Consider the following 14,073-nt stretch of genomic DNA (forward strand, 5'->3'; position numbering starts at 1 on the left):
GAGGACTTCACGCGGCCCGGGGCGACGACGACGATCAGTCCTGCGGCCGCCGGCGACGCCACAGCGCCACCGGCACCACCCCCGCGAGCGCCAGTGCGTTCGGGGCGTTGGTGAGGGCCGCCGCAGTGGCCGACTGGTCGTTCAGGCCGGGCTGGTCGAAGGTGTCCGGGATCGGGAGCGTGCCCCAGCGGTTGATCGGCCAGGCCTTCACGATGGCGCGTCCGACGACCTTGTCGACCGGGACCATGCCCTTGTTGGCGTCGCCCGTGTTGTAGCGCGAGTCCCGGGAGTTCTGCCGGTGGTCGCCCATGACCCAGATGAAGCCCTCGGGGACCTTCACCTTGAACTGGCCGCCCTGGTCGTCGACGCTGCACGGCGTGTTGCCGGGGTAGACGTACGGCTCGTTCAGCGCCTTGCCGTTGACCTTCAGCGGGCCGGTGCCCTGGCACTCGACCGTGTCGCCGCCGACGCCGATCACCCGCTTGATGAGGTCCTTCTCCTCGGCGGACGGCATCAGGCCGATCCAGCTGAGGAACGTCTGCAGGGCGTTCGGGTCCGGCGTCGGCTCGCCCGCCAGCCAGTTGTCGGGGTCGTGGAAGACGACGACCTCGCCGCGGTCGGGCTCGGAGCCGAACCAGGGGGTGAGCTTGTCGACGAGAACGCGGTCGCCCTCCTGCAGGGTGTTCTGCATCGAGTCGGAGGGGATCGAGAACGCCTGCACCAGGAACGTCTTGATCAGCAGCGCCAGCACCAGCGCGATACCGATCAGGATCGGCAGCTCCTTCCAGAAGGAGCGCTGCTTCTTCGGCTGCCTGGGGGTGAGGCCCGACGACCCCTCGTCCCCGGTCTGGCTCTGCTCGTCCGTCACCGTGCCGTCCTCGGCCGTCTGGCCTTCATTCCCGGAGCTTACGGCGCTGTCCGTGGCCCGGGGGGCCGCTTCCACGGGGCGTCCGCGGTGCTCCTCGCCGTCGTGTCCGGACCGTGCGCCAACCGCCACATCCCCCACGCCAACTCCTTACTCTGTGCCGCCGCCTGCCCCACACACGACGCAGGCCCACCACTCCCATAACGAGCGGGAGTTCCGCAGGGCTCGGGAGTTGGATCGGTCCGTTCGGATCGTCGGAGGCAACCCTATGCGACGGCTGGGGAGCCGCGGTTGACCCGGCCGCCGAGTCGGACACGGAAGCGTAGGTTTTCGGTTCGTTCAGCGTGGTCCAGTGGCCCAGTGGCCAGGCGATGACGACGGCCCGGCCGACCACCTCGTCCTCGGAGACGGTGCCGCCGTAGTCGGTGTCCTGGTGGGAGCGGGAGTCCGCCGAGTTGGACCGGTGGTCGCCCATCACCCACAGCCGCCCCGGGGGCACGGTGATGTCGAACTGGGTCGCGGACGGCTCGTTGCCCGGGTACAGATAGTCCTCGTTCAGGGGAACGCCATTGACCGTGACCCGTCCCTGCGTGTCGCAGCACTGCACCCGGTCACCGCCGACGCCGACGACCCGTTTGATGAGGTCCTTCTCGTTGTCGGACGGCAGCAGGCCGATGAAGGTGAGCCCCTCCTTGACCTGCTTGACGACGACGGGATCGTCCTTCTGCTGGGTGGGCTGCTCGTCCTGGAGCCAGCCGCCGGGGTCCTTGAAGACCACGACGTCGCCGCGTTCCGGCTTGGTGCCGAACCAGGGGGTGAGCTTGTCGACCAGGACCCGGTCGCCGATCTGAATCGTCTGCTCCATGGAGCCCGACGGGATCACGAACGCCTGGACGAGGAACGTCTTCAGGACGAGGGCTATCAGCACGGCCACGCCGACGAGGAGCGGTATCTCCTTTATCGCCGACCGGCGCCGGCGCCGCTTGACCTTCCGCTGCAGCTTGCGCCGCTCGGCGCGGGTGCGCCCAGCACCGGCCTGGGGGACGGCACGCCGGGAACCGGTGGGCAGCAGGTTCTCTGCGGCGCTGACGGGCGTACCGCGCGGTTTGCCGCGATTACCCATGAGCACCGTCCGCCGCGGGCACGCGCGCGTAGGCGCCGGTTCGGTCCAGATCGGTGGCGTGAGTGAGGGGCCAGACGATCCAGTCGGCCCGGCCGATCACGTCCTCGACGGGGATCATGCCGCCGCCGGGTGAGCCGAGGTGGTCGCGGGAGTCGCTGGAGGCGCTGCGGTGGTCGCCGAGGACGAACAGGGTGCCGTCGGGCACGACGACGTCGAAAGGCACCGTGGACGCGCTGTCGCCGGGGTACAGGAACGTCGACTCGTCGACGGACCGGCCGTTCACCTGGAGCCTCCCTTCCTCGTCGCAGCAGACCACGTGGTCTCCACCCACACCCACAACACGTTTGACGTAGTCGGCGTCCCCGAAGTTTCCGGTGCCGTCGAACACGACCACATCGCCGCGCCGCGGCTGAGCACCGAAACGGTACGCCAACTTATTTACGAGAACGCGGTCGCCGATCCTCAATGCCCGTTCCATCGAACCGCTGGGGATCTCGAACGGCTGCACCACGAATGTGTTGAGCAGCAGCGCGAACACCAGGCAGACCAGCGCGGTCAGGGTGATCCGCCCGCCCGGGACCCACTCGGCGACCCGCGCCACCAACGCGAAACGCGACCGGCCCTCCGGTCCCTCTGTGTCCGAGATCTCCTCGGCATCGCAAGGGCGGGAGGAGCGGTCGCGCTCCGTCGGCTGTGCTTCGGTGTCCATCGGGGCCAGATGCTATCCGGCCCCGCTGAGAACCCCGGGAGGCGCTCAGCTCTCGCGCTTCTCCTTGATCTTCGCCGCCTTGCCGCGCAGGTCACGCAGGTAGTACAGCTTGGCGCGGCGGACGTCACCCTTGGTGACGAGCTCGATCTTCTCCACGATCGGGGTGTGCACCGGGAAGGTGCGCTCGACGCCGACGGAGAAGGAGACCTTGCGGACCGTGAAGGTCTCACGCACGCCGGAACCCTGGCGACGGATCACCACGCCCTTGAACTGCTGCACACGGGAGCGGTTGCCCTCGATGACGCGGACGTGGACGTTCACGGTGTCACCCGGGCGGAACGCCGGGACGTCGCTGCGCAGCGACGCGGAGTCGACGGAGTCGAGCAGGTGCGACATTTCGTCTGCTTTCTTCGCTGATGCCACAGGTCATCAACGGAAACTAGGTTTCTGGTACGAGAGTCGTGCGGGTCGGGGCGGGCGTCGTGTCCCCCTGTGGCAGGGGCGCACGCCGGACGGGCGCACAACAGCGGTCTATTCTTCCACGCCCCCGGTCCTGCGCCAAAATCGGCCGTAGGCCTCCCCCTCCGGGTCCGGTTCCCAGCCCAGGATGGACAGCATCTCGCGGTCCTTCTTGTCGAAGGCCTTGGGGTCGCAGTGCTCGATCAGGTCCGGCCGGTGGGCCGACGTACGCCGCAGCGCCTCGTCGCGCCGCCAGCGGGCGATCTTCCCGTGGTGCCCGCTGAGCAGCACGTCCGGGATCCCGCGGCCCCGCCACTCGGGCGGCTTGGTGTAGACGGGCCCCTCCAGGAGGTTGGCCATGGCGCCGGGCGCGAAGGAGTCGTCCCGGTGCGACTCGGCGTTCCCGAGGACGCCGGGCAGCAGCCGCGCCACGGCCTCCGTGATGACCAGTACGGCCGCCTCCCCGCCGGCGAGGACGTAGTCACCGATGGACACCTCGTACACCGGTATCCGGGTGGCGTACTCGTCGATGACCCGCCGGTCGATGCCCTCGTAGCGGGCCGGGGTGAAGATCAGCCAGGGGCGCTCGGAGAGTTCGACGGCGAGTTCCTGGGTGAAGGGGCGGCCACTGGGGGTCGGGACGATGAGGGCGGGCTCCCGGGAGCCGGTCTCGTAGCCGTCGGCGAGGACGGAGTCCAGGGCGTCTCCCCACGGGCCGGTCATCATGACCATGCCCGGACCGCCGCCGTAGGGGGTGTCGTCGACCGTGTTGTGGCGGTCGTACGTCCAGGTGCGCAGATCATGCACGTGCACCATCAGCTGTCCACGCGCGCGTGCCTTGCCCACCAGGGAGACGTTCAGCGGGTCGAGGTACTCGGGGAAGATCGTGACGACGTCGAGGCGCATCAGGACTCATCCCTGGACGAGGCGATGTCCGCGCGGTCGTCGATCAGGCCGGGCGGCGGGTCGATGACGGCCCGCTGCTCCTCCAGGTCGATCTCGGTGACGATCTCCTCCACGAACGGGATCATGACCTCGCTGCCGTCCGGGCGCTCCACGATGAACAGATCCTGCGAGGGCAGGTGCGAGATCTCGGTGATCCGGCCGACCGCCACCCCGTCCTTGGTGACGACGTCGAGGTCGATCAGCTGGTGGTCGTAGTACTCGTCCTCGCCCTCGGGCAGCTCGTCCGGGTCGATCTCGGCGATCAGGAGGGTGTTGCGCAGGGCCTCGGCGCCGTTGCGGTCGCTCACGCCCTCGAAGCGCAGCAGCAGGCGGCCGCTGTGTACCCGGCCCGTCTCGATGGTCAGCGGCCCGGTGGAGGCCGGGTCGGTGGCCAGTACGGCGCCGGGTGCGAGCCTGAGCTCCGGCTCGTCGGTACGTACCTCCACGGTGACCTCGCCCTTGATGCCGTGGGCTCGGCCGATCCGTGCGACTACCAGCTGCACTTGTCCAGATCTCCTGTCGTACGACGTCGGGCCGGGGACGGCCCTTGAAGGCCCTCCCCGGCCCGAGCCGGTGCTGCGATTGGCGTCAGCGGACGTGGTCCACGTCGACGAGGTCGACGCGGACGCCGCGGCCACCGATGGCGCCCACGACGGTGCGCAGAGCGCGTGCGGTGCGGCCGTTGCGACCGATCACCTTGCCGAGGTCGTCGGGGTGGACCCGGACCTCCAGCACACGTCCACGGCGCAGGTTGCGCGAGGCGACCTGCACATCGTCAGGGTTGTCGACGATGCCCTTCACGAGGTGCTCGAGAGCCTCCTCGAGCATGCTCAGGCCTCGGTCGACTCAGCCGCGGACTCGGCCGGGGCCTCGTCCTTCTTCTCGGCCTTCTTCTTCTGGGTGATGGCCTCACCCTTGCCCTCGTCGTCGCCGCCGAGAGCCTCGAACGACGGACGCGCCGTCTTGGGCTCGGCGGTCAGCAGCGGCGCCGGGGCGGGCTCGCCCTTGAACTTCTGCCAGTCGCCGGTCTTCTTGAGGATGGCGAGCACGGGCTCGGTCGGCTGGGCGCCGACACCGAGCCAGTACGCCACACGCTCGGCGTCGACCTCCATCACCGACGGGTTGTACGTCGGGTGGTACTTGCCGATCTCCTCGATCGCACGGCCGTCACGGCGGGTGCGGGAGTCGGCGACGACGATGCGGTAGTGAGGCGAACGGATCTTGCCCAGACGCTTCAGCTTGATCTTGACTGCCACGGGAGTGGGTTCTCCTGGATTTGACGTGGTTGGGCACGGCGAGATGGCCGCGTGGGGTTGCGGTACCCGAGTGCCCGATGGACGCGTCAGCCGGAGGAGAGAGGGGTCCTGTGCGGCTGTCGAGTACAGCTAGCCATTCTGCCACACCCCGTGGACCGCTTCAGACCGAGGGTGCGCCCCCCGGCGCCGACATGATCCGAACGACAGGCCCTGGACACGGCGGAGCGGCACCCGGCGTCCCCGCGACTGACGCCGGGTGCGCGACTCACGGCGCTACGGGTGCCGCACGGCTGCCACGAGCAGTCGTGCGCTCACCTCGCGCCCGCGCCCACCACCTCGGGGATCCGGAACGGCTTGCCGCAGCCGCCGCACACGATCGGGGCCTGGGCGAGGACGGACGGAACGACCCGTACGTTGCGGCCGCAGTCGCACACCGCCTTGACCCGGACGCCGCCACCGGAGGAGCCATGGCGGGCGGCCGGGCCGCGGAACGCGCGGCCGGTGTCGGCGGTGGTGGCGGCGGTGTGGGCCTTCAGTGCGCGCTGGAGGCGCTCGATCGTCGGGCGGTAGCGCCGCTTCGCCTCGGGGTTGAGCGTGACCAGCGAGAAACCGCTGCTGGGGTGCGGCTCCTCGGGGTGGTCCAGGCCCAGCTCCTCGGCGATCGCGAGGAATCTGCGGTTGTGATACCGGCCGGCGCGGGAGGTGTCGCGGATTCCGCGTGCGGCGGCGATGCCGTGGACTGCCTCATGAAGCAGCCGCTCGAAGGAGAGTTCGTGCCCGCAGGCGGACGACGACTCCCCGATCAGGGACTCGGGCGCGGCAAGGTCCGGCAGCTCGGGGTGGTACCGCTGAATGTCGGCCCACGCCTGTGCCAGCTCTGCGGCGAGAACAGGTGGTGTCGTGCTCACGTAATGACAACGAGCCTGGGTTGCGCTGTGTTCCTATTCCGGGGCATCTCAAATAATTTGCACGTACCCGTCAGTTGCCGCTGATGCGTCCTGAGGAGGGCGGGTGCGCTGATCTGCGGAGAAGCCGCGCAGCTCATACCAAGGTGGTGCGTAGCCTGACGTACGACCCGGCGCGTAGAGCGTGTCCGCACGCCGGGGTGTGCGGTTTCCGCGGGTGCGCAAGAGGCGTTTCGGCCGCCTCGCGCCCTCACCCGGCATGCGCGCGGTACGACCGTGACCATACCTGGTCCGCCCCCGGCGTCCGCCACCGCCCCGCTCCCCTGCGGCCGGACAGCGAGCCACGCTGTCGACCTTGGCCGGAACCAGGCCGCCACACCGCCCCGCGACCCACGGTCATCGCCTGCGGCATGAACACGCCACTCATCGACCCCTTGGACGGAGGAATTCCGTCGTACAGAGGGACATCGGCGTTGCCGGAATGTGAATTCTCGCCACTCACGGGGGCACCCCACAAGCGGGCCGCCGCGACCCCTGGACGCCGCCGCGGGCTCGGAGTTACCTGGCATACGGGGGAAGGTGGGCGTACGCGACGGGGGGCGACGCAAACGGGTACAGCGGCAACTCGCTGCGGATTGGGGCGCTATCGATGACACCTACGCTCGTGCGGCAGCACCTGCCTCACGCGGGAGCCGCACCCCGCGTGGACCTGAGTGCACGCGCGCGTGACTGGTCGGAGATCCAGGAGCGGATGCTCGTACCGCTCTACGAGGCCGTCTTCGAGCGACTGGACGTGGGACCCGGCACCCGGCTGCTGGGCCTGGGCTGCGGTTCGGGACTCGCCCTGCTGATGGCGGCCTCCCGGGGTGCCGCCGTCACCGGTGTCGAGTCCTCCTCCCGCGAGAGACTGGCCCTCGCGCGCGAGCGCCTGATGCCGGAGACGACGGGGACCAAGGGGGCGACGGGGCCACGGAGCACACGCGCGCGTGCGGGTGCCCGGCTCGTCGAGGGCTCCCCGGAAGACGCCGTCCCCGAGGACACCGCCGACGCGCAGGCCCCGGCGTACACCCTCGTCACCGCCTTCGAACCCATCGGGTGTCTCGCGGGTGACGCGGAGGGCCTCGGTGGGCTGCTCGAAGCGGCGACACCGCTCGCCGAACGGGGCGCGCCGGTGGTGCTGGCCGGCTGGGGGCCGCCGGAGCGCTGCGCGACGTCGTCGGTGCTGCGGGTGGCCACCAAGCTGGCCGATCCGCTGCGCGGCGGCGGCAGTTGGCGCCCGGCGCTCCGTGACGACCTGGAGGAGGTCGCCCAGCGGGCCGGGCTCAGGCCGGACGGTTCCGGCCGGGTCGCCTGCCCGTTCGGGTACGCCGACGTGGACAGCGCGGTGCGCGGGCTGCTGTCGACCGGGCTGTTCGACGCGGCGATCACGGCGACCGACCAGGAGCAGGTCGACAAGGAGCTGACCGAGGCCCTGCACCCGCACCGGCGGCCGGACGGCACGGTGTGGATGCCGAACGTGTTCCGCTATCTGATCGCCCGGACCCCCTGAGCGGGCCGGCATCCGCGAGTCCGGGGACGAGTGACGCCCGTCGGGAACGGAGAGGTGGGGCCCCGCGCATCACCTCGGGCCCCTACCCCTCCTCCGCGTCCCCCTTGGTCAGCCGCGTGATCCCGGCGATCCGGTACGCGTCCGCCTCCTCCAGCGTCTCCCGCTCCAGCAACGCCTCCGCCAGCGCGTCCAGTCGGCCGCGGTGGTCGCGCAGCTTGCGGCAGGCCTCCTCGTAGCACTCGTCGACGATGCGCCGCATCTCGCCGTCGATCACGTCCAGCGTCTGCGGCGCCGCCGCCAGCCCGTACGCCTGCTGCGCGTCGTTCGGCAGTGCCGACAGCCGGCCCACCTGCCGGCTCATGCCCCAGCGGGCGACCATCCCGCGCGCGATGTTGGTGACCTGCTCCAGGTCGCTCTCCGAGCCGGTGGTGATGACCTCGTAGACGACGTGTTCCGCCGCCATCCCGCCCAGCGCGCCGATGATCCGGCCACGCAGGTACTCCTCGGTGTACGCGTACTTGTCCGATTCCGGTGTCGACAGCGTCACGCCCAGCGCCCTCCCGCGCGGCACGATGGTGATCTTGCGGACGGGGTCGGCGCCGGGCTGCAGCATGCCCAGCAGGGCGTGCCCGCTCTCGTGGTAGGCGGTGCGGCGGCGTTCCTCCACCGGCATCACCAGCGCGCGTTCGGCACCCAGTTGGACCTTCTCCAGCGCCTCCGACAGGTCGGACTGCGTCACCCTCTGCTGCCCCCGTTTGACCGCGAGCAGGGCGGCCTCGTTGGCGAGGTTGGCCAGTTCGGCGCCGGTCATTCCCGGGGTCGTACGGGCGACTCGGGCGAGGTCGACGTCCGGGCCGAGCGGGATCTCCCGGGTGTGGATCCGCAGGATGGCCTCCCGGCCGCCCCGGTCCGGCGGCGAGACGTTGACGATCCGGTCGAACCGGCCGGGGCGGGTCAGGGCGGGGTCCAGGACGTCCGCGCGGTTGGTCGCGGCGATCACGATCACGCCCTCGGAGCCCGAGAAGCCGTCCATTTCGGTCAGGATCTGGTTCAGGGTCTGCTCACGCTCGTCGTGCCCGCCCATGGCGGCCCCGCCGCCGCGGGCCCGGCCGATGGTGTCGATCTCGTCGATGAAGATGATCGACGGTGCCACTTTCCGCGCCTCGGCGAACAGTTCCCGCACCCGGGACGCGCCCACGCCGACGATCATCTCGATGAACTCCGACGCGGACGCCGAGAAGAACGGCACCCCCGCCTCTCCCGCCACGGCCCGCGCGAGCAGTGTCTTGCCGGTGCCGGGCGGACCGGCGAGCAGCACACCGCGCGGCATCTTGGCGCCCATCCGCCAGTAGGCGTCCGGGTTCTTCAGGAAGTCGACGACGTCGTTGAGCTCACCTTCCACCTCGTCGATGCCCGCCACGTCCGCGAACGTCGTCCGCTTCTCCCCCGGCTCCAACTCGACCGGCTTGGGCGGCGGCTTGCGCCCGAACATGCCGGCCGCCCCGCCCATACCCGTTCTCATCCGCCGCGCGATGAAGACCCACAGCACGACGAGCAGCAGCAGCGGCGCCAGCGAGATCAGCAGGTTGGTCAGCAGGCCGCGCTGCTGGACGACCGGCTCCGCGGTGACCGTGACGTTGTGCCTGGTCAGGTCCTCCCAGAGCTGATCGTCCGCGAAGGCGGGCCGCTGCGTCTTGAACCGGGTGTAGGTGCCCTCGTCCTCGGGATTGTCCTGGGCCTTCTTCAGCTGGCCCTGGATCGCGTCGCCCTTGGAGTAGATCTTGCTGACGTTGCCGTCGTCGACCTGCCTGCTGAACTCCGTGTACGAGATCGTCGGCTCCTCCTCGTCGAGGAGCGACAGCACGAGGTTGGCGATCAGGAACACCACCAGTGCGGTGACGACGAGGCTCCACCAGCCGCCGCGCATCCTCCGCCCGCCGGGCGCGGGCTTCTGCGGCTCCTCGGGCGCGCCCTCGGTGCGCCAGGGCTGGTCCGGCGACTTGCGGGGAGGCGCGGCGTTGCTCATATCGGGACGTTACGACACACCGGCCCCGCAAGCATGTGCGGATACGGCGCCGGGGGCACCCCCGCGGAGAGGGGCGCCCCCGGCGCCGTAGATACAACCAGCCGCGGCAACGACCAGCCAAGGCAAGAACCAGTCGCGGCGAGAACCGTTAGCCCATGAACTTCTTGAACTCGTCCGGCAGCTCGAAGTCCTGACCGCCCTGCTGCGGCAGCCCGAAGGCGCCTCCGCCCTGAGCGGCGGCCGCGCGGCGGGCGGCCTCCTCCTGCTCCTGCTGCTTGCGCTTCATGGGGTTGCCGGAGCGCTGCTTGCCCTTGGCCTTCTTCTGCTGCTTCTTCTGCCGGCCGGGGCCGCCGCCCATGCCCGGCATCCCGGGCATACCCGGCATGCCGCCGCCCTGGGCCATGCGGGACATCATCTTGCGAGCCTCGAAGAACCGTTCGACCAGGTTCTTCACCGCACTGACCTCGACACCGGAACCGCGGGCGATACGGGCGCGCCGCGAGCCGTTGATGATCATCGGGTCCTGGCGCTCGCCCGGGGTCATCGACTTGATGATCGCGGCGGTGCGGTCGACGTCCCGCTCGTCGAGGTTCTGGATCTGGTCCTTGATCTGGCCCATGCCGGGCAGCATGCCGAGCAGCTTGGAGATGGAGCCCATCTTCCTGACCTGCTCCATCTGGGCCAGGAAGTCGTCGAGGGTGAAGTCCTGGCCCTTCTTGGAGGCCAGCTTCTCGGCCATCTTCTGGGCTTCGGCCTGGTCGAAGGTCTTCTCCGCCTGCTCGATCAGGGTGAGCAGGTCACCCATGTCGAGGATGCGGGAGGCCATCCGGTCCGGGTGGAAGGCGTCGAAGTCGTCGAGCTTCTCGCCGTTCGACGCGAACATGATCGGCTTGCCGGTGATCTGGCGGATCGACAGCGCGGCACCACCGCGGGCGTCACCGTCGAGCTTGGAGAGCACCACACCGTCGAAGCCGACGCCGTCGCGGAAGGCCTCGGCGGTGTTGACGGCGTCCTGACCGATCATCGCGTCGACGACGAACAGGATCTCGTCCGGCGAGACCGCGTCCCGGATGTCCGCGGCCTGCTGCATCATCTCCTGGTCGATACCCAGGCGGCCGGCGGTGTCCACGATCACGATGTCGTGGACCTTCGACTTCGCGAAGTCGATGGAGTCCTTGGCGACCTTGATCGGGTCACCGACGCCGTTGCCCGGCTCCGGCGCGAAGACGGCCACACCCGCGCGGTCGGCGACGACACTGAGCTGGTTGACCGCGTTGGGACGCTGCAGGTCGGCGGCGACCAGCAGCGGCGAGTGGCCCTGCTCCTGGAGCCACTTGCCGAGCTTGCCCGCGAGGGTGGTCTTACCGGCACCCTGCAGACCCGCCAGCATGATCACGGTGGGCGGCTGCTTCGCGAAGCGCAGCCGCCGGGTCTCGCCGCCGAGGATCGTCACGAGCTCGTCGTTGACGATCTTCAGGACCTGCTGGGCCGGGTTCAGCGCCTTGGAGACCTCGGCGCCGAGGGCCCGCTCCTTGACGTTCTTGATGAAGCTCCGGACGACCGGCAACGCCACGTCCGCTTCGAGGAGCGCGATCCGGATCTCGCGCGCGGTGGCGTCGATGTCCGCTTCGGAGAGCCGTCCCTTGCCACGCAGGTTCTTGAAAGTCGCTGAGAGGCGATCGGAGAGAGTATCGAACACGGCGCTCGCGGTCCTCAGGGTCGGTGGCTGGCGGATGAATCGCCCTCCAGGGTATCCCGGCTCCACTGGAGCGGGTCACGGGTCAGCCGCGCAAGGTCTCCTCCAGCTTCCGCGTCACGGACGCCGCCTCCTCCCCGGGCAGGGGCGCGCCCTCCGGCCCTGTGACATAGAACGCGTCGACGGCGTTCGCGCCCAGCGTCGACACATGCGCACTGCGCACGCGTACCCCCGCGTCCTCCAGCGCGCTCCCGATCCGGAAGAGCAGCCCCGGCGCGTCCTGGGCGCGCACCTCGATCACCGTGGCGAAGCGGGACGCGGCCGAGGCGACCGTCACGCGCGGCGGGGGTGCGACAACGCCCCGGCGGCGCGGGTACGCGGCGTCGCGTTCGGCGAGGCGGCCGGCGATGTCCAGGGTGCCGTCCAGCGCGCGGACCAGGTCGGCGCGGAGCCGGGCGGCCTGGGGCAGGGAGCCGTACTCGGCGGCGACCCGCCAGTCGAGCAGCAGCACCGAGCCCTCGACGCCGTCCGGCAGCTGAAGGGCCCGCAGCTCGGCCGTGCGGACGGTCAGGCGGTGCATGGCGAGGACACCGGAGACGGCGGGCAGCACACCCGGCTGGTCCGGTACGGCGATGACGAGCTCCACACCGAGTGGCTCGGGCTCGCCGGAGGCCTCCTCGGTCGGCACCTCGGTCTGCGCCCGCAGCGCCAGCACCGGGCTGCCCGTCGCGATGGCCTCGATGGCGAGCCGCTCCTGCTCTGCGGTGGGCGCGGCGGCCTCAGGGTCGGCCGGGGCGTCCCCGGCGAGCACGGCCGAGACCCGTTTCACCAGGTCGGCGACGAGCGAACCCCGCCAGGACGACCAGGCGGCCGGCCCGGTGGCCAGCGCGTCGGCCTCGGTCAGCGCGTGCAGCAACTCCAGCGTGCCCTGCGAGCCGACCGCCTCGGCGACCGAGCGCACGGTGGCGGGGTCCTCCAGGTCACGCCGGGTGGCGGTCTCGATGAGCAGCAGGTGATGGCGTACGAGGGTGGCGATGACGGTCACGTCGGTGCGGTCGAAGCCGATCCGGCTCGCCACGTCACGCGCGATGATCTCGCCCGCGACCGAGTGGTCGCCGGGCCAGCCCTTGCCGATGTCGTGCAGCAGCGCGGCGACCAGCAGCAGGTCGGGACGGCTGACCCGGCGCGTGAACTCGGAGGCGCGGACGGCGGTCTCGATGAGATGCCGGTCGACGGTCCAGAGGTGCACGGCGTTGCGCTGCGGCCGGCAGCGCACCCGCTCCCAGTCGGGAATGAGCCGGGTGATCAGGCCCTCGGCCTCCAGCGCCTCCCAGACCTCGACGGTCGGGCGGCCGGAGCCCAGCAGCGTCACGAGCTGCTCGCGTGCCTCGGCGGGCCAGGGCGTGGGCAGAGGGCGCACGCCGGCCGCCATGCGCCGGACGGCGTGCAGGGAGAGCGGCAGTCCGGCCTGAGCGGCGGCGGCCGCGGCGCGCAGGGGGAGCACGGGGTCGCGATCGGGGCGCGCGGCACGGGCGAGCACCACCTCGCCGTCCTGCTCCACCACTCCCTCGGCCAGCGGGGAGCGTTCGGCGACCTGCTTTCCGCCGCCCAGCATGGAGCGCAGACGCGGCCGCACGGCGCGGGACCGCAGCACGCGGCCCACCTCACGCCAGGTGACATCGCTGGCGTAGGAGATGACCCGCGCCGCCTCGTACACCTGCCGCAGCAGCGTGTCGGCGTCGAGCAGGCCCAGCTCGCCCGCGACCTGGTCCTGTTCCTGCAGGGCGAGCCGGTCGGTGGCGCGTCCGGTGGCGAGGTGCAGGGCGTCACGGACGTCGAGCAGCCTGCGCCGGGCGTCGTCGAGGCCCTCGCGCGGGGCGTCGGCCAGCCAGGAGGCGGCGACGGCACGCAGCGCGGTGGCGTCGCGGAGGCCGCCGCGGGCCTCCTTGAGGTCGGGCTCCAGCAGGTACTGCAGCTCGCCCTGTCGTTCGGCGCGTTCGGCGCAGAGTTCCTGGAGCTCGGGGAGACGTTTCGGCGCCTGGTTGCGCCAGTCGGCGAGGACCGCCGTGCGCAGTCCCGCCGTCAGGCCGAGGTCGCCCGCGATGTGGCGGGCGTCCAGGAGCCCGAGCTGGACCTTCAGATCCTCCCCGGCCGTCCTGCGGGCCTCGGCCGGCGTGCGCACGGAGTGGTCGAGGGCCAGGCCGAGGTCCCACACCGGGTACCAGATGCGGTCGGCGAGGGCGGCGATGGCGGCGGAGTCGCCCCCGTCGTGCAGCAGCAGGAGGTCCAGGTCGCTGCGGGGGGACAGCTCACCCCGGCCGTAGCCGCCGACCGCGACGAGGGAGACGCCGCGAGGCCCTTCGGCCCCCGCGCCGAACAGCCCCGCCAGCCAGTCGTCGGTCAGCTCGGCGAGGGCGGCACGGCGCGGCGGCCCGGACCGCGCCCCCTCCGTGAGGAGGCGCAGCCGGGCCGCCGCGTAGCCGCTGGGTCCCGAGTCCTCTGCTTCCGCCGTTACGTCCGTACTCGTCACCCAGCGACTC

13 protein-coding genes are annotated in these 14,073 nt (G+C 70.9%); 1 reads left to right on the forward strand and 12 read right to left on the reverse strand.

Annotation, left to right across the window (positions count from 1 at the left end):
- Positions 1–34: 34 nt before the first annotated feature.
- The 9 genes from lepB (I2W78_RS10230) to I2W78_RS10270 all read right to left on the reverse strand — a co-directional run bounded on the left by lepB (I2W78_RS10230) (position 35) and on the right by I2W78_RS10270 (position 6,265).
- Positions 35–1,006 carry a signal peptidase I gene (gene lepB / locus I2W78_RS10230; RefSeq protein WP_196458881.1) on the reverse strand — a complete coding sequence of 324 codons (972 nt, stop codon included), beginning with the start codon at positions 1,004–1,006 and terminating at the stop codon, positions 35–37.
- Entirely contained in the window at positions 894–1,988 is a 1,095-nt protein-coding gene (gene lepB / locus I2W78_RS10235) for a signal peptidase I (protein WP_196458882.1), read from the reverse strand. Before lepB (I2W78_RS10235) ends, lepB (I2W78_RS10230) begins: the two co-directional genes overlap by 113 nt.
- The gene (gene lepB / locus I2W78_RS10240; protein ID WP_196458884.1) at positions 1,981–2,697 is read right to left on the reverse strand and encodes a signal peptidase I; all 717 of its coding nucleotides are present in this window, start codon (positions 2,695–2,697) and stop codon (positions 1,981–1,983) included. Before lepB (I2W78_RS10240) ends, lepB (I2W78_RS10235) begins: the two co-directional genes overlap by 8 nt.
- 45 nt (positions 2,698–2,742) lie before the next feature.
- Positions 2,743–3,093, reverse strand: a complete 351-nt coding sequence (gene rplS, locus I2W78_RS10245; RefSeq protein WP_141311117.1) for a 50S ribosomal protein L19 — start codon at positions 3,091–3,093, stop codon at positions 2,743–2,745.
- Between the two features lie 135 nt (positions 3,094–3,228).
- Positions 3,229–4,062, reverse strand: coding sequence for a tRNA (guanosine(37)-N1)-methyltransferase TrmD (gene trmD, locus I2W78_RS10250; RefSeq protein ID WP_196458886.1), 834 nt, complete (start codon positions 4,060–4,062; stop codon positions 3,229–3,231).
- Positions 4,062–4,604 (reverse strand): ribosome maturation factor RimM, encoded by a 543-nt coding sequence (gene rimM, locus I2W78_RS10255; protein ID WP_196458887.1) that lies wholly within the window; start codon positions 4,602–4,604, stop codon positions 4,062–4,064. The genes trmD and rimM overlap by 1 nt, the downstream gene beginning before the upstream one ends.
- Before the next feature lie 85 nt (positions 4,605–4,689).
- Positions 4,690–4,929, reverse strand: coding sequence for an RNA-binding protein (locus I2W78_RS10260; protein ID WP_003973401.1), 240 nt, complete (start codon positions 4,927–4,929; stop codon positions 4,690–4,692).
- Between the two features lie 2 nt (positions 4,930–4,931).
- Complete coding sequence (rpsP, locus tag I2W78_RS10265) at positions 4,932–5,357, reverse strand: 30S ribosomal protein S16 (RefSeq protein WP_196458888.1); 426 nt, start codon at positions 5,355–5,357, stop codon at positions 4,932–4,934.
- Positions 5,358–5,668: 311 nt separating this feature from the next.
- Positions 5,669–6,265: a hypothetical protein gene (locus I2W78_RS10270; RefSeq protein WP_141311121.1), complete on the reverse strand. Its 597-nt coding sequence runs from the start codon at positions 6,263–6,265 to the stop codon at positions 5,669–5,671.
- Positions 6,266–6,911: 646 nt separating this feature from the next.
- Between I2W78_RS10270 and I2W78_RS10275 the strand changes: the two genes are divergently transcribed.
- Complete coding sequence (locus I2W78_RS10275) at positions 6,912–7,811, forward strand: class I SAM-dependent methyltransferase (protein ID WP_196458889.1); 900 nt, start codon at positions 6,912–6,914, stop codon at positions 7,809–7,811.
- Positions 7,812–7,893: 82 nt separating this feature from the next.
- On the opposite strand, the gene ftsH is transcribed toward I2W78_RS10275, so the two are convergent.
- The 3 genes from ftsH to I2W78_RS10290 form a co-directional block, all read right to left on the reverse strand.
- Positions 7,894–9,837 carry an ATP-dependent zinc metalloprotease FtsH gene (gene ftsH, locus I2W78_RS10280; RefSeq protein WP_196458890.1) on the reverse strand — a complete coding sequence of 648 codons (1,944 nt, stop codon included), beginning with the start codon at positions 9,835–9,837 and terminating at the stop codon, positions 7,894–7,896.
- A gap of 148 nt (positions 9,838–9,985) precedes the next feature.
- On the reverse strand, positions 9,986–11,536 hold the full coding sequence (ffh, locus tag I2W78_RS10285) for a signal recognition particle protein (protein WP_196458891.1): 1,551 nt from the start codon (positions 11,534–11,536) through the stop codon (positions 9,986–9,988).
- Positions 11,537–11,618: 82 nt separating this feature from the next.
- Positions 11,619–14,063 carry a [protein-PII] uridylyltransferase gene (locus I2W78_RS10290; RefSeq protein ID WP_196458892.1) on the reverse strand — a complete coding sequence of 815 codons (2,445 nt, stop codon included), beginning with the start codon at positions 14,061–14,063 and terminating at the stop codon, positions 11,619–11,621.
- Between the last annotated feature and the right edge of the window lie 10 nt (positions 14,064–14,073).

The organism is Streptomyces spinoverrucosus, assembly GCF_015712165.1.
Lineage (GTDB): Bacteria > Actinomycetota > Actinomycetes > Streptomycetales > Streptomycetaceae > Streptomyces > Streptomyces spinoverrucosus_A.

Coding starts and splice junctions, on each gene's coding strand:
- ftsH (WP_196458890.1), bottom strand. CDS start 9,837: ATGAGCAACGCCGCGCCTCCCCGCAAGTCGCCGGACCAGCCCTGGCGC.
- lepB (WP_196458882.1), bottom strand. CDS start 1,988: ATGGGTAATCGCGGCAAACCGCGCGGTACGCCCGTCAGCGCCGCAGAG.
- lepB (WP_196458884.1), bottom strand. CDS start 2,697: ATGGACACCGAAGCACAGCCGACGGAGCGCGACCGCTCCTCCCGCCCT.
- trmD (WP_196458886.1), bottom strand. CDS start 4,062: ATGCGCCTCGACGTCGTCACGATCTTCCCCGAGTACCTCGACCCGCTG.
- I2W78_RS10275 (WP_196458889.1), top strand. CDS start 6,912: ATGACACCTACGCTCGTGCGGCAGCACCTGCCTCACGCGGGAGCCGCA.
- rplS (WP_141311117.1), bottom strand. CDS start 3,093: ATGTCGCACCTGCTCGACTCCGTCGACTCCGCGTCGCTGCGCAGCGAC.
- I2W78_RS10260 (WP_003973401.1), bottom strand. CDS start 4,929: ATGCTCGAGGAGGCTCTCGAGCACCTCGTGAAGGGCATCGTCGACAAC.